The sequence below is a fragment of the Sphingomonas humi genome (assembly GCF_039536725.1).
GTDB classification, from domain to species: domain Bacteria; phylum Pseudomonadota; class Alphaproteobacteria; order Sphingomonadales; family Sphingomonadaceae; genus Sphingomicrobium; species Sphingomicrobium humi.
This window is the reverse complement of sequence record NZ_BAAAZD010000002.1, coordinates 508,182-523,304: the sequence shown is the minus strand read 5'-3', so window position 1 is coordinate 523,304 and position 15,123 is coordinate 508,182. Positions and strand designations below refer to the sequence as shown.

The window sequence follows — 15,123 nt, the reverse complement described above, 5'->3', positions numbered from 1 at the left end:
ATTCAGAAGGATCAAACGGGACACGCCCAGTCGGCACGCCGCGGTTTGCGAAGGAATTGACCGGCAAGCGCCCCGGTCGGCTGTCCGCCATCGACCGCCAGCTTCCCGTTCACGACCACCGTGCTGACGCCCGTGGCCAGCGCTTCGGGCTCGTCATAGGTCGCGCGCGCCGCATAGTGGCGGGGATCGAAGGCGATCACGTCGGCGGCATTGCCGATGGCGATCGTCCCGCGCGCCGGAAGTCCGAAGATCGACGCGGTGAGGCCACTCGTCCGGTTCACGAAAACCTCTGGGCTCAGCATTTTGCGCTCCGCCACGAACTGCTGCCAGCGCAGCGCGAAGCTGCCGAACTTGCGCGGGTGGCCATCGACCGCGTCCGAACTGCCGACCACCCATGGCTGGCGCGCAAAGGCGTCGATGTCGGCGGCGATCATGTTGAACGAGGCGACCGGCGCGTCGCCTTCCTCTTGGAGGATCCTCACCGCTGCGCTGACCGGGTCGACTTTCCACTCGGCCGCCACCGCGTCGAGCCGACGCCCGCGCTGCTTGCCGCCGATGATCAGCAGGCTGCCAGCGCCGCCGCGCCGCCGTAGATTGTCGCTCATCGCGCTCCGCAGCCGCCCTTGCAGCGCAGGGTCGGCGAGCCGCGTGGCAAGTTCGCTGCGCCCGCCTTCGAGCGCCCAGCGCGGGACAAGCGCGCTGGTGATCCGGGTGCCCGATGCGGTCCACGGATATTGATCCGCGGTGACCCGCACCCCGCTTGCCTGTGCCGCCTCGATCTGGCGGATGACGGCGGGCGCCTTGCCGTGCGCGTCAACGCCAAGCGCCTTGATGTGGGCGATGTGGACGGCAAGCCCCGCCGACCGCCCGATCGCGATCGCCTCTCCGACCGCGGCCTCGAGCCCGATATTGTCCGAGCCTTCGTCGCGCAGGTGCGTCTCGTAAAGCCCGCCGCGTGACGCCGCCTCGCGTGCCAGGGCAACGACCTCGTCGGTCTTCGCAAAGCTCTGCGGCGCGTAATAAAGCCCTGCCGAGAAACCGAGCGCGCCCGCGCACATGCCGCGGGCGACCAGCGTCTTCATCCGCTCCAGTTCCGCCGTCGTCGGCGCCCGGCCGTTGTCGCCCAGCACCTCGCGCCGAACCGATCCAAATCCGATGAAGCTCGCGACATTGACGCCCGTCCCGCCGCTTCGCGCCAGCGCGTCCATCTGCCCGAGGCTGCCCGACCCGTCGTTCCCGACGAACACGGTGGTCACCCCCTGCATCAGGTGGTTGAGCGCGGCCCTCCGCCCGGCGTCGCCGGCGGACAGATCATCTGCCGAATGGGTATGCGGATCGATCAGCCCGGGCGTCACGAGCAGCCCGCGCGCATCGATCGTCCGCCGCGCCGCCCGCCGTTCCCGCCCGGCGTCGCCGAGGAAGGCGATACGCTCCCCGCTGATCCCGACGTCGAGGCGCCGCGCCGTGGCGCCCGTCCCGTCGATCACCGTCCCGCCGACGATCAGGAGGTCGAGCGGCGCCGGCTGCGGGCCTACCGACGCGCAGCTGGTCAACAGCACCGTCCCCGCCACCAGCAGCATGGCCTTGCCGGCGCCGCTCACCCTCAAAGGCTCTTCGACAGCTCGATATAGACGAACCGCCCGATCGCATTGTGCAGCGAACCTAGGAAGCCGAAGTTGCTGGAATAGACCGGCGGGTCCTTGTCGAAGAGGTTGCGCGCCCCGACCCGGAAGCGCGTCTCGCCACCGAATGCATCCTTGCGCAGAACGATCTCCCCATAGGTGCTGACCGTGGTCCAGCTCGGCAGCGTGAAGAGCTTCCCGTCCACCGGCGCTGGGCCGGTATCCACGACCGAGCTTACGTAATTGACTAGCACACCCGCCCGCAGCGGCCCCGCGCGCCAGGTCAGGTTACCGCTCGCCCGCCACAGCGGATTGCCGTTCTGCCGCAGTAGGCTGTTCGCACCGGCGATCGTGATCCCCGGTCCAAGCAACCCCGCCGCATTGGCCTCGATCAGCTTGGCCTGGATGTCGGACGGCTGCTGCTGCAGCTTGAGCAGGCGAGCGCCCGCCAACTGGATGTTGAAGGTGCCGAGTGGCGTATCACGCAGCCGGTAGCTGAGTTCGAGGTCGTAGCCGCGGATGGTGCGCGGCTGCAGGTTGAAATAATCGTCCTGCACATAATCGAGCTGCCCGACCGTCTGCCCTGCCGCCGGCGCGAGGCGCACCACGTTTGGATTGCTCGACCCCGTCCGGCGCAGCAGCAGGTCATAGAGAATCTGGTTCTGCGCGCCCTGGATGCCGATCACGCCGCGCTGCTTGATCTGCCAATAGTCGGCGGTGATCACGAGGTCGCGGAGCGGCGGCGGCTGGAGCACGATGCCGGCCGACAGGTTGCTCGCTTCTTCGGGCCGGAGATTCCGGTTGCCCGACCTTACCTCAAGCGTGCTGACCCCGGTGCATGGGGCACTCAGATTGGTGATGCGGCAGAAGGCGAAGTCGGTGCGGGTGTTCGCCACCTGCGTCCCCGCGCTGTAGAATTGCGGCAGGTTCGGCGCGCGGAAGCTTTCCGACCACGACCCGCGCAATCTTACCCCTTCGAACAGGTCCCAGCTCGCCGCCACCTTGGGCTTCAGGACATTGCCGAAATCGGAATAATGCTCGTCACGCGCGGCCAGCTGGAGGTCGAGCGAGCGGATCAGCGGAACCCGCATTTCGGGCGATACCAACGGCACTGCGAATTCGAGGAAGGCCGAAGCGATCGTGCGATTGGCGCTGACGTCCGGCGCCGGGCTCGCCCCGAGGATGTCGGTCCCGTATTTACGCCCGGTGACGATGTCGGTGTAGGTGATGCTCCCGTCGAGCCGGGCGTCGCGATCGTCACGGTAGGTCTCGCGGCGCAGCTCGACCCCCGCCGCGAAGCCGACGTTGCCGCCAGGCAAGGCGAACAGCCGGGCGTTGGAGATCTTGGCGTCCGCCGTCACCAGCGAGGTGGTGCTGATCCGGTGGACGTCGACCAGGAACGAGCGGATCGTGGCGAGGTCGCTGGGCGTCGCATCGCCAAGCGAGAAGCTTGGCTGCGAGCCGCCGTTGAACGGGTTGTACGCATCGGGCGTCGACTTCGCGAGCGCCTGCTGGAAGAGCGTGTTGCTGACCGCGTTCTTCGTATTGTCGTCGGTCCGCGCCCATGAATAGCTGAGCGCCGATTCCCAGTCGAAATTGCCGAAGTCGCCGCGCGCGCCGCCCAGCAAGCGGACCGAATCGTCGGTCACCGTAAAGGTGCGCGGGCCGGTATCGACCGGGCGGTAATTGACGATCGTCAGCGGCAACCCGGCGGTCGGTACGTTGACGAGGTTGGGCAGCCGGTTCGGGTTGGCGACGCCGTTGATCGTGGTCGCACCGAACGGATTGTAATAGTTGCTTGCCGGAATGCTGATCTGCGCGCTCGACAGCGGAGCCGACTGTTCGCGCTGCCCGTCGAGGACGGCGCGATAATAGCCGGCTTCGGCGAACAGTTCGACATTACCGAGGTCGTGGCTCGCCGTACCGAACAGATTGTACCGGTCGAGCCCGCCGCGGATCGTGCGGTCAGGGTTTTCGTCGTATCGCAGCACGCGCGACGTCGCGCCAGTAATGCCGCCAGAACGCAGGCACAGGTTGCCGTTGTAGACCGTGCTGGAACAGCCCGCTGCCGTGTTGGACACCGGTTCGACATGGAAGGCGCCCGACGTCGTCAGCGCAACCGTTCCCTGGCGCACCGCGGTGCTCGTCGGGATGACCGTGAATGAGCCGAACGGCGAGGAGGTCGAGCGATTGTCGAACGCGGTGTCGCCAGCATAGGGCGTGTCCGCGACCCGCGCGCGATGATCTTCGCTGGCGGTATAGTCGCGCTCGCTGGCGAACAGGGGTGTGCGCTTGGTATAGCTTCCGAACAGCATCACCCGCGTGTCGGAGCCGAGCTTGGTCCCGGCCTTGAAGCCCAACGTCGTCTCGTCGGTCCCGTCGGCAAAGCCATAACGGCCGTCCAGTCGAAGCCCCTCGTAGCGCGTGTCGAGCACGATGTTGACCACGCCGGCAACCGCGTCAGACCCGTAGATCGCGCCCGCACCGTCGCGCAGCACTTCCACCCGCTTGGTCGCGCCAAGCGGAATGGCGTTGGTGTTGGCCGTCTGCACGGGCACGAAATTCTCGGTCTGGGTACCCGGCGTCGGCACCATCCGCCGCCCGTTCAGCAGGACCAGCGTGTTGCCGGTGCCAAGGCTGCGCAGGTTGATCGACGTATTGTCGCCGCGCGCGTCGTTGAGGTTGCCCGTGGTTCGCGCTTCCTGGAACTGGACGTCGCCAGCCTGCGGGATCGACCGGAACAGGTCGTCGCCCGACACCGAACCGACCGCGTCGATGCGATCCTGTCCGACCACCGTGACCGGCAGCGCGCCGGTCGGCTCGGCCCCGCGGATCTGGGTGCCGACGACTACGATCTCCTGCTCGGCAGGCGTCTCGACCGGCTGCGCGGTGGATTGCGCATTCTCGATCTTCTGCTCGGCGGCCGAAGGGGTGCCCGTCGGCGTCGAGACCGGCTGCGCCGCCTGCGCCTGTGTTGGTGCACAGGCAATCATCGATACGCCGCACAACCACGATATGCGAAAGACTTGCCTTGTCATTGCTGCCCCCTGGATTTTCAGCGCCGGTGCCCCCGGGCGCGTCTATTGGGGACAAGCTGACAGCCAATAGAGGTGGCTGCAAGTGCGCCTTTTACGGCCGCTCACCTTATTCGGCTGACGTCAGGCTGCGCTCTGCCCATCACGCCGGGCAGGCAGGCGCCTTGCTTCATCGCAAAAATCGGGCGTTAGTCCGGTCGCCTCCCAATAGGCGGAAAAGCCGAGGTCGCGGCACAGTCCGGCGAACTCTGGCAACGCGCGCAAATCCTGCGCGCAAGGGAGGAACAGGAACTGGGTGATTCGCCGGAATTGGTCAGAAACGCGGGCGTCCTCCGGCCCGGTCCAGATCGGCGTCGCCGCGCTCCCCCGCCCCAGGTAATAGGCGTAAGCCAGATCGAGCGCCCGCCGGGTGTCGCCCAGCGACAGCAGCGCCATCAGCGCCGCAACCGCGATCGCCGGCCCCCGCGCGACCATAGCGCTGGCACGCTCGGCGAGCCGTTCGCACTCTTCGTCCGACACCGGCCGCTCCTGGACCGCGGCCACACCGTGCAGCAGGTCGACCATCGGCTGTGGCAGCGGCGGGCGCATCCGCTCGTCATCGACCAGGCGCAGCGCCTGGCCCCCACGGCCCGTGAACAGCAGGGTCCAGTAGCGCGCAAGCCAGATGCCGGGATGGCGCGGCCAAAGCTGGAGCGCGCGCATCGCGACCCGCTCAAGCTCCTCTACCTCGCCGAAATTCCACAGGTGATACATCCGCTTGTAGTAGAAGGTTGCGGCCAGCGGATCGGCCTCGATCAGTTCCGCGATGATCGGCCGCGCCGCGCTGGGGCGCCCAGTCATCATTTCCAGCATCGCAAGATCGTGCCGGGCCGGAACATGCCCGGGATCGAGCTCGAGCACGCCCAGCAGGCGTCCGCGCGCCGCTTTCCAGTCCCCGAACATCGGCATTACGCCGGCCCGCGCGGACAGCGCATCGCTCTGCGCCGGATTGATCGAAAGCGCGCGGCGAATGGCGGCCTCGCAGGCCTGCAGCAGTTCCGCGCTTTGATCGGGCTTGGCATATTCCACGGCCTTGCGCAGCAGTAGCGCCTTCAAGCCCCAGCCGCGCGCGTCGCCAGGCTCTTCGGCAAGGGCACGATCGAGCGCCCGGATCGCGTCCAGGTCAGCGACGGGAAGGCCGATCCGCCAGCAATCGAGGGCGGCGGCGGCGGCTTCCTCCATTGGTGCCCCCGGCCCGTGCGGACCTGCCTCGGTGATATTCCGGCGCAATACGTATCCGGTGCGCGGAATGGTCTCCAGTTCGATCGCCGTGCTGCCCACCGCCCGGGCGATCTGCCGCACCCCCGCAATCGCCCTGTTGAGGCTGTCGTCCCCGACGCTCGCCCCGCCCCAGCATTCCTCGAACAGCTCGCGGCGGGTGACCACCTGCCCTTCGGCTGCAAGCAGCCGCAGGAAGACGCGCATGAAGATCGGTTCGACATTGTGCTTGCCCGCGGGTCCTTCGACCAGCCGGCGCGACGGGCTGATCTTCAGGTCGCCGATCGAGAAATCATTCTGGGCGGGAAGGTCAGACGTCGTGAGCAAGCGAGACAGGTCCCCTTGGCGATCAGCTTTGCATCATAAGATGATCATGGCAAACCGGCCCGGCGCACAGCAAGCCGTCCTCCTCGCAACAGGAGAACGCTCATGAAGAAGCTGATCACGATCGCCGCGCTTGCGGCACTTTGCGGCACCTTGCCGGTCATCGCACACCCGACCAATGTCGCCTACGCCTCGCGCGGCGAATGCGAAGCGGCCGCGGCCGAATCCGCCAAGCGCGACCGCGAACGGCTGGTGGCGCTCGGCATCTTCAAGACCATTGGCGCGGCGCAGAGCACATTCCACGACGACTGGCAGTGCGAATATGATCGCGATGACGACGCCTGGTACATCGTCGATCACCGCGGCGACTGATTGCTAATTTCTCAGATGCGCCCGCCGCACGTCAGTCGTGCGGCGGGCGCAATTACTCAGGCGAGCTTGATCTCGCGCAGCCGCTCCAACAGGTAATCGTGGCTGCTGATCGGCGGCCACTTCGGCTCCTCGCCCGCGGGCACCGTGCCGGGCAGGGCCTCGATAGTGAAATCGGGGCGGAAGTGGAGGAAAAAGGGCATCGAATAGCGCGCGTTGCTGGCCCGGTCGGGGGTCGGGTTGACCACCCGGTGCGGGGTCGAACGGAGCTTCCCGTTGGTGAGCCGCTGCAGCATGTCGCCGATGTTGATGACCAATTCGCCGGGCTTCGGCGACACCGGGATCCAGCGCCCGTCGCGGGTCTTGAGCTCGAGGCCCGCTTCCTCGGCACCGAGCAGCAGGGTGATGGTGTTGATGTCCTCGTGCGCCCCGGCGCGGATATGCTCGCCGGTCGCTTCCTTCTGCGGCGGATAGTGCAGCAGGCGAAGCACCGAATTGCCGTCGCGGACGGTGTCGGTGAAATAATCCTCGTCGATTCCGAGGTAGCGCGCGATCGCCTTCAAGACGGTGACGCCCGTCCGGTCGAACGTGTCGTAGAGCTCGAGGAACGTCTCTTTGAACCCCGGCACCTCGTCCGGCCAGACGTTGTCGGCCATGACGTCGCGGAAGCTGTGGCCCGGGGTCAGCTCGCGGCCGACATGCCAGAATTCCTTGAGGTCATGGGCCTTGGCGCCCTTGGCAGTCTCGATCCCGAACGGGGTATAGCCCCGCGCCCCGCCGCTCCCGAGGGCATAACTGCGCTTCACCTCTTCCGGCAGCGCGAAGAAAGCCCTCGCCTTCTCCTCGGCCCGCGCGATCAAATCGTCGGGGATTCCGTGGTCGGCAAGGACAGCAAAGCCATATTCCTCGAAGCTCTTGCCCAGATGCTGGGCGAAGGCGTCGCGGTCGGCCTCGGCTTCCTTCAGGGAAACCGAAGCGATGTTGTCGAGCATATCCGTGGTCATAGAAGTCCCGTCGTTGGCGAGCGCGGCGAAGCGATCCAGCCGCGCGGTCATGGATGCTTCGCTACGCCTGCAATGACAGAAATCAAGTGCTTACGGCAGCATGATCCCGGCCAGCGCCGCGCTCATCAGGTTGGCGAGGCTGCCCGCGAGCAGTGCCTTGAGGCCAAGCCGCGCGATCACCGGGCGCTGGTTGGGGGCAAGCCCGCCGGTCACCGCCATCTGGATCGCGATGGAAGAAAAGTTGGCAAAGCCGCAGAGCGCGAAGGTGACGATCGCCCGGCTGCGGTCGCTGAGCAGCGCCGCAGGGCCGCCGGCATTGCCAAGCTCGATGAAGGCGACGAATTCGTTGAGGACGATCTTGGTCCCGAACAGGCCGCCAGCGGTCCCGGCCTCGGTCCATGGAACGCCGATCAGGTACATGATCGGCTGGAACAGGAAACCGACCAGCCGCTGGAAGCTGAGATCCTGCAGCCCGAACCAGCCGCCCACTCCGCCAAGGATTCCGTTGGCGAGCGCGACCAGGGCGACAAAGGCCAGCACCATCGCGCCGACCGCGACCGCCAGCTTGACGCCGGTCTGCGCGCCCTGGGCGGCGGCCATGATGATGTTGGCGGGCTTCTCGCCCTCTTCGAAAGTCTCGGCGATCTCGATCGTCTCGGCCGGCGGGCCAGCTTCGGCGCGGGCCTCGGCAGTGGTCGGCGCCGTGAGATCGCGTGCGTCCGGCATAATGATCTTTGCCATCAGGATGCCGCCTGGCGCCGACATGAAGGCGGCGGCGAGGAGGTAGGGCAGATAAGTCTCGCCAAGCAGGCTCGCATAAGCCGCGAGGATGGTCCCGGCGACGCCGGCCATGCCGACCACCATGAGGGTAAACAGCTGCGGCGGTGTCAGGCCCGCAAGGTAGGGCCGCACAACCAGCGGGCTTTCCGACTGGCCGACGAAGATATTGGCGGCGCTGCCAAGCGCCTCGACCCGGCCGACCCCGGTGATCCAGCCGATCGCCCCGCCGACCCAGCGCACGACGCGCTGCATGACACCGAGATAATAGAGGATCGAGACCAAAGCGGCAAAGAAGATGATCACCGGAAGGGCGCCGAGCGCAAAGGTCTGGTAGAGTGCCGGGTTCTTGTCGGGCGGGCCGAACAGGAAGGCCGTTCCTTCGCCGGCATAGCCGAGCAGGTTGGCCACCCCCTGCGCCATGCCCTGGATCGCGGCCCGGCCCCACGGCGTGTAGAGTACGAGGAAGGCGATCACGGCCTGCAGCGCGAAGGCAGATCCGACAACGCGCAGGCGAATCGCCTTGCGGTCACTGGAGAAAAGAAAGGCGACCAACAGGATCGCGACGATCCCGAGCAGACCGAACCAGTGACTCATTCAACGCTTCCCCACCCCGGCGTCATCGCGAACCCGAAGGATCGAATGACGAACTTTCGTCCTGCTTACCAGACCATGCCCTGCGTAGCGCTTCGCGCTGCTTCGTCCAGCCTGTCGATCGCTTGCGCCGGGCTGTCGGCCATCAGCAGCTGCGCACGGCGCGCCGGCGACAGGAAGCCCTTGGCCGAGACATGATCCATGAACGTGCCAAGCCCGGTCCAGAATCCTGCGACGTTGAGCAGGCAGAATGGCTTGGCGTGATAGCCCAGCGCGTTCCAAGTCCAGGCTTCGAAAAGCTCGTCGAGCGTACCAATCCCGCCGGGCAGGCAGACAAAGGCATCGCACAGCTCGGTCATCTTCGCCTTGCGCTCGTGCATGCCGGCGACCTGATGCAATTCGGTGAGGCCATGGTGCGCGACTTCCTTGTCGACGAGCGCGGCAGGAATAACCCCGTGCACCTCGCCGCCCGCCTCAAGCATGGTGTCGGCGATGAGGCCCATCAGCCCAAGCTTGCCGCCGCCATAGACGAGGTGGATGCCGCGTTCGGCCATCTCGCGGATCAGGGCGACGGCGGCGTCGGCGAATAGCGGGTCGTTGCCCGGTGCCGAGCCGCAATAAACGGCGATGCGCTTGATGGTCACAGCTTTGCCAGCTCCGCAAGGTCGGCGACCGGTCGGGCGCCGAAGTGAGAGATGATCTCGGCCGCTGCGATCCCGCCGGTCTTAAGCTGTCGTTCAACACCATGCCCCCTGCAGCGCGCCGCTAGGAAGCCTGCGGCGAACAGGTCGCCGGCACCGGTCGTATCCACGACCTGCGGAACGGAGATCGCGGGCACCTCAGTTTTGGTGCCATTCTCATAGGCGACCGCCCCGGCAGGGCCGCGTGTGAAGACCAGCGTTCCGACCTGTGACGACAGTCGCGCGATCGCGCCGTCGAGGTCGGCAGCGCCCGCCAGCTGCAGCGCTTCGCTTTCGTTGGCGAAGATGAGATCGATTCCGCCTGCCGCGATGAGCTGCTGCAGCGGCTCCTTGCGGCCCGGCAGGCAGACGCTCTCGGACAGGGTGAAGGCAACGGTCCGCTCGGCGGCATGGGCGATGTCGATCGCCTTCAGCATCGCCGCGCGCGACCGCTCGGGCCCGAACAGATAGCCTTCGAGGTAGAGGATGGAGGCGGCCCGCACGGCGGCTTCGTCGACAGCCGCGGTCGGCAGGCAGTGCGCGGCGCCCGGGCAGGTGTTCATGGTCCGCTCGCCATCGGGCGTCACCAGGATGAGGCAGCGACCGGTCGATGGCCCCTCGGTCAACGGCGCCGTTTCGAACCGCACGCCGAGCGCGCGCATGTCATGGGTGAAGATGGTGCCGAGCTGGTCGGCCGCGACCTGCCCGACGAAGGCGACGTTCGCGCCCATCGCGGCCGCACCGGCCATCGAATTGGCCGCCGACCCACCACTCGTCTCACGCGCCGTTCCCATCGCGCTGTAGAGCGCGAGCGCCTGCGGCTCGTCGAGCAGCTGCATCGCGCCCTTGGGCAGGTCGAAGCGAGTCAGGAAGTCGTCGTCGCAGGTCGCGATGACGTCGACCAGCGCGTCGCCCATGGCGAGAATGTCGGTGGCATGAGGCGGGGAAGTCACGAGGGCGGGCGGTTAGGCATGCGAAAGGCCCCGGTCAACCTTCCGCACCGCGTTGCCTCAATGGTTTAGTGCGATCCGGCAAGCGCGGCCCGGCTGTGCTCCGTCAGCATCGCCAGCGCCTCGCCCAGCTTTCCCTTCTGCTCGGCCTGGCGCAGCGGCAGCACGTTATTGACGAGGATTTCCTCAGGCGTTGGCTGCCGGGCGAACAGCGCCATCACCTCGTCGGCAAAGTCGTCGAGCGGCTGGTAGCCGGGGCGGGTCGACTGCCCGGGGGTAAGGTCGGTCTGGACGCCGGGAGGAGCAAGCTCGATCACTTCGACGCGGCCGCGCAGCGCCTCGCGCAGCGACAGGGTATAGCTGTGGATGGCAGCCTTGGTGGCACTGTAGGTCGGCGTCGCCATCAGCGGCACAAAGGCAAGGCCGGACGTCACGTTGATGATCGCCGCATCGGCCTGCCCGGCGAGATGCCCGACCAGGGAATCGGTAAGCCGGATCGGCCCGAGGAGGTTGGTCGCGATCATCGCCTCCGCGTCGGCAAGGTCACGGCCGCGGTCGAGATGTTCGAAGCGCATGATGCCGGCGTTGTTGACCAGCACATTGAGGTCGGGGTGCCGCGCGATGATCGCTGCGATATTGGCCTCGAGCCCCGCCACGTCGTCGACGTCGAGCTGCTCGACATGAATGTTGTCGCGCCCGCTAGCGGTTTCTTCCAGAGCTTCGAGCCGGCGCCCGGCGACGATGACCAGGTTGCCGGCATCGTGCCAGCGCTGCGCAAGTGCACGGCCGATGCCCGATCCACCGCCGGTGAGAAGAATGGTGTTGCCGCTGGTCTTCATGCGCCGGACTCCTGATCTGCTACCTTGGCCGCGCAGGTGGTCACGGACCCGCGGTGGCACAAGGCCTCGGGCGGTTGCACTTCCCGTCCGCTTCGCTAACCCCTCGCGGCCATGACCACCGACACTTCGCCGTCCGGCCGCCTCATTGCCCCGTCCCTCTTTGCCTTCGGCATCTTTTATGGCGGGATGGTCTGTATTGCCGGCGTGCTCGGCAACAAGCAGGTCGCGCTTGGACCGCTGGCGGTCGAAGCCGGGATCTTCGCTTTCCTGCTCCTGGTCGTGACGTCGAGCGCGGTTGCCGAACTGCATGGCCGCGCCATCGCCAACAAGCTGGTGCTGTGGGGGTTCGTCCCCCTGCTCATGTCGGCGGCGCTGACGGTGCTGGTCCTCGCCCTTCCCGCTTCCGACAAGATGGAACCTGAGCGCCTGTCCTCATTCGAGACGATCATGGGGTCGAACCTTCGTATCTGGCTTGCAGGCCTCATCGCCTACGGCACCAGCCAGGCGCTGAACGTCACCATTTTCTCGGCGCTCAAGGGCCGCGAAGGCAGCCGGCTGCTCTATTTCCGCTCGGCGGTCGCCTCGGCGCTCAGCCAGATCGTCGACACCATGATTTTCATCACGGTCGCCTTCTATGGCATCTTCCCGATCGCCTCGCTGCTGGCCGGGCAGATGCTGTCCAAGGTTGTGCTCTCGATCGTGTTCGTGCCGCCACTCATTCTACTTTTCGTACGGATGGGACGCCGGATGGACGGCGCCGCCACTTGAAAATCGCGCATTAAACTGCTGTTACGCCGCCCGAGTCGCGGGGTGGCGACCGGCTGAGCGTTGCATTGCAACAACACCGATTAGGACAGTTGGTGGCATCCTCCGGGACGTCACCTTTTTGTCTTAATCTGGCCCTAGCCGCCCCGATGAACTGCACGAACAAACGTCAGTCAGTCATCCACCATCGGGGAATTCCCACGTGAAGAAGCTTCTCCTGCTCTGCTCGACCGCGGCCGCATTCGTGCCGACCGCCGCCTTCGCCCAGTCCACCGGTACGCTTGAGACCGAGAAGGAAGAGGCGATCATCGTCACCGGCACGCGCACCCGCAGTGTCGAAGGCGTGACCATTCCGGACACCACCAAGGCGCAGGCCGTCATCAGCCAGGAGCTGATCGCCAAGCAGAGCCCCGGCCAGACGATCCTCAACACCATCAACCTGGTCCCGGGCGTCAACTTCACGCAGAATGACGCATTCGGCAGCTCGGGCGGCAACATCCGTATCCGCGGCTTCGACGGCAACCGTATCAGCCTGACCTTCGACGGCCTGCCGCTGAACGACACCGGCAACTATGCCATCTTCTCGAACCAGCAGCTCGATCCCGAGCTGATCGAGCAGGTCAACGTGAACCTTGGCGTCACCGACGTCGATTCGCCGACCGCTTCGGCCGCCGGCGGCACCATCAACTATCGCACGATCCTGCCGACCCGCGACGTCAGCGCCCGCGTGACGGGTTCGCTCGGCAGCTTCGACTTCCGCCGCGTCTTCGCGCTCATCAACACTGGCGACATCAACTCGAGCGGCACCCGCGCCTTCGTCTCGGGCAGCGTTGCCCGCAACGACAAGTGGAAGGGCCCGGGCGACATCTACAAGCGCCAGCTCAACGCGCGCATCTATCAGCCGATCGGCACCAACGGCGACTTCGTGTCGGTGTCCGGCCACCTCAACATCAACCGCAACAATTTCTACCGTAACCCGACGCTGACCGACCTCCGCAACGTCCTCGGCTCGACCGTTGTCCCGACCACGGCGACCCCGGAAGCACCGCTGGTCCTTGGCGGTTACGACAATGCCCAGGGCGATCTCATCAATTCGATCGAGAACCTGGCGAACTGCAACCGTACCATCCCGGGTCCGGGCGTGCAGAACGACAATGGCGGCACCGGCCCGAACGGCACCGGCGCCAATGCGCCCGCGATCAACGGCAGCACTGCCAACAACCCGCTCAACTCGTCGAGCTGCTCGAACTACTTCAACGTGCGCGTGAACCCGTCGAACACGGGCAACATCCGCATCAATTCGCGCTTCAAGCTGACCGACGCGCTGACGCTGACCATCGACCCGAGCTTCCAGTACACGCTGGCGCACGGTGGCGGCAGCACGACGCTGGCCGAGAACAGCGCGCGCGCCAAGGGCGGTCTGCCGACTTCGCCGGGCGTCGACTTCAACCGCGACGGCGATTTCCTCGACACCATCCGCTTCTTCACGCCGAACATCACCAACACCAACCGCTTCGGCCTGACCAGTTCGCTGATCTTTGACATCAACCGCGAGAACCGCATCCGCGTCGCCTACACCTACGACCGCGGTCGGCATAAGCAGACCGGCGAGTGGGGCTTCCTGCTGCCGAACGGCGATCCGCAGAACATCATGTCGGGTCGCGACGGTCTTCCGGTCACCGACGCCACCGGCTTCAAGATCCAGCAGCGTGACCGTCTGTCGGTCGCGGCGCTGAACCAGATCGCCGGTCAGTATATCGGCCGCTTCTTCGATCGCGCCCTGCGCGTCGAGGTCGGTGTGCGCCGTCCGTTCTTCTCGCGCGAGCTGCAGACCTTCTGCCCGATCGAAGCGCGTGGTTCGGGCTTCGCCTACTGCACCAGCGAAACCAACCTGCTGTATATCAACCCGACCGATCCGGTTCCGGCCACCGGCGCGACTCCCTACTATCGTCCGTTCAAGGCGGACTATAAGTTCGGCAAGCTGCTCCCGAACGTCGGCTTCACCTACAACTTCAGCGATGCGCTGGCCGGTCTCAGCGTCTTCGGCAGCTGGGCCAAGGGTTTCTCGGCTCCGCGTACCGACAACCTGTATCGCGCTCCGATCGTGACGCTCGATCCGGAAGAAACGGACGCCTTCGACCTTGGCGCCCGCTTCACCCGCCGCAACGTCCAGGCGCAGCTGTCGGCGTGGCAGATCAACTACAAGAACCGGATCGTCAGCTCCTTCAACCAGGACCTCGGCATCAGCCTCGACCGTAACGTCGGTCGGGTCGACAGCCGCGGTATCGATGCGAACTTCGCCTGGCAGCCGGTCAAGTTCCTGAGCCTGATCGGTCTCGTCAGCTATATCGACACCGAACTGAAGTCGAACGTCCAGATCGGCAGTTCGACCGCGGCTGCGCTGCCGGCCGGGCTGATCTTCTGTGGCGCCGCGCCGACCGGCACCGCCACCGCGATCACCTGCGCTCCGACCGCCGGCAAGCAGGTTACCGAAACGCCGAAGTGGCAGTTCGGTGGTCGCGTGAACCTCGACTTCAACCCGGTCGAGCTGGGCTTCCAGTTCAAGCGGGTGGGCTCGCGCTTCGCGACCGACACCAACGACATCAAGGTCAAGGGCTACACCACCGCCGATGCGGACCTGCGTTTCGCCCTGGCTGCGATCGGCATGAAGGACAGCTTCCTTCAGCTGAACGTCACCAATCTGTTCAACGAATACTATTTCGGGAACATCTCGACCCAGATCCGGGCCGCCGACAACCCGAACTTCACCCCGGCCGCGCCGCGCACCTTCATCGCGTCGCTGAACCTCGGCTTCTAAGCCAGGGCCAGGTCAAGGAATTGGGGCGTCGCTCGAACGAGCGGCGCCCTTTTTCTTTGTCTCGGATGCGGCGCCAGAGGCCTTGTCTC

Annotated in this window: 11 protein-coding genes; 3 read left to right on the top strand and 8 right to left on the bottom strand. The window is 66.0% G+C overall.

Annotation, left to right across the window (positions count from 1 at the left end; translation table 11 throughout):
- Positions 1-11 precede the first annotated feature (11 nt).
- The 3 genes from ABD729_RS10435 to ABD729_RS10425 form a co-directional block, all read right to left on the bottom strand.
- Positions 12-1,601 (bottom strand): N-acyl-D-amino-acid deacylase family protein, encoded by a 1,590-nt coding sequence (locus ABD729_RS10435; RefSeq protein ID WP_344710180.1) that lies wholly within the window; start codon positions 1,599-1,601, stop codon positions 12-14.
- A 2-nt stretch (positions 1,602-1,603) separates the two neighbouring features.
- Positions 1,604-4,615 (bottom strand): TonB-dependent receptor domain-containing protein, encoded by a 3,012-nt coding sequence (locus tag ABD729_RS10430; protein WP_344710179.1) that lies wholly within the window; start codon positions 4,613-4,615, stop codon positions 1,604-1,606.
- Positions 4,616-4,780: 165 nt separating this feature from the next.
- Complete coding sequence (locus tag ABD729_RS10425; protein ID WP_344710178.1) at positions 4,781-6,241, bottom strand: tetratricopeptide repeat protein; 1,461 nt, start codon at positions 6,239-6,241, stop codon at positions 4,781-4,783.
- 102 nt (positions 6,242-6,343) lie between these two features.
- Between ABD729_RS10425 and ABD729_RS10420 the strand changes: the two genes are divergently transcribed.
- Positions 6,344-6,610: a hypothetical protein gene (locus tag ABD729_RS10420; RefSeq protein WP_344710177.1), complete on the top strand. Its 267-nt coding sequence runs from the start codon at positions 6,344-6,346 to the stop codon at positions 6,608-6,610.
- Between the two features lie 56 nt (positions 6,611-6,666).
- Here the strand turns inward: ABD729_RS10420 and ABD729_RS10415 are convergent, their stop codons facing one another.
- From ABD729_RS10415 to ABD729_RS10395, 5 genes are all read right to left on the bottom strand, one after another.
- Positions 6,667-7,599 carry an isopenicillin N synthase family dioxygenase gene (locus ABD729_RS10415; RefSeq protein ID WP_425564910.1) on the bottom strand — a complete coding sequence of 311 codons (933 nt, stop codon included), beginning with the start codon at positions 7,597-7,599 and terminating at the stop codon, positions 6,667-6,669.
- 102 nt (positions 7,600-7,701) lie between these two features.
- A complete protein-coding gene (locus tag ABD729_RS10410; RefSeq protein ID WP_344710176.1) occupies positions 7,702-8,985 on the bottom strand; it encodes a NupC/NupG family nucleoside CNT transporter in 1,284 nt (427 codons plus the stop codon).
- A 65-nt stretch (positions 8,986-9,050) separates the two neighbouring features.
- The gene (locus ABD729_RS10405) at positions 9,051-9,620 is read right to left on the bottom strand and encodes an LOG family protein (RefSeq protein ID WP_425564909.1); all 570 of its coding nucleotides are present in this window, start codon (positions 9,618-9,620) and stop codon (positions 9,051-9,053) included.
- Positions 9,621-9,622: 2 nt separating this feature from the next.
- Positions 9,623-10,615, bottom strand: coding sequence for an adenosine kinase (locus tag ABD729_RS10400; protein ID WP_344710174.1), 993 nt, complete (start codon positions 10,613-10,615; stop codon positions 9,623-9,625).
- Between the two features lie 65 nt (positions 10,616-10,680).
- Positions 10,681-11,451 (bottom strand): SDR family oxidoreductase, encoded by a 771-nt coding sequence (locus tag ABD729_RS10395; RefSeq protein WP_344710173.1) that lies wholly within the window; start codon positions 11,449-11,451, stop codon positions 10,681-10,683.
- 111 nt (positions 11,452-11,562) lie between these two features.
- On the opposite strand from ABD729_RS10395, the gene ABD729_RS10390 reads away from it, so the two are divergent.
- Together ABD729_RS10390 and ABD729_RS10385 are read left to right on the top strand one after the other, a co-directional pair.
- Entirely contained in the window at positions 11,563-12,219 is a 657-nt protein-coding gene (locus tag ABD729_RS10390; RefSeq protein WP_344710172.1) for a queuosine precursor transporter, read from the top strand.
- 199 nt (positions 12,220-12,418) lie between these two features.
- A complete protein-coding gene (locus tag ABD729_RS10385) occupies positions 12,419-15,034 on the top strand; it encodes a TonB-dependent receptor (protein ID WP_344710171.1) in 2,616 nt (871 codons plus the stop codon).
- Positions 15,035-15,123: the final 89 nt, after the last annotated feature.

What these genes read in the sequence shown, in the direction of transcription:
- ABD729_RS10430 (WP_344710179.1), bottom strand. Translation starts at nt 4,615, where the DNA reads ATGATTGCCTGTGCACCAACACAGGCGCAGGCGGCGCAGCCGGTCTCG.
- ABD729_RS10420 (WP_344710177.1), top strand. Translation starts at nt 6,344, where the DNA reads ATGAAGAAGCTGATCACGATCGCCGCGCTTGCGGCACTTTGCGGCACC.
- ABD729_RS10415 (WP_425564910.1), bottom strand. Translation starts at nt 7,599, where the DNA reads ATGCTCGACAACATCGCTTCGGTTTCCCTGAAGGAAGCCGAGGCCGAC.
- ABD729_RS10410 (WP_344710176.1), bottom strand. Translation starts at nt 8,985, where the DNA reads ATGAGTCACTGGTTCGGTCTGCTCGGGATCGTCGCGATCCTGTTGGTC.
- ABD729_RS10395 (WP_344710173.1), bottom strand. Translation starts at nt 11,451, where the DNA reads ATGAAGACCAGCGGCAACACCATTCTTCTCACCGGCGGTGGATCGGGC.
- ABD729_RS10390 (WP_344710172.1), top strand. Translation starts at nt 11,563, where the DNA reads ATGACCACCGACACTTCGCCGTCCGGCCGCCTCATTGCCCCGTCCCTC.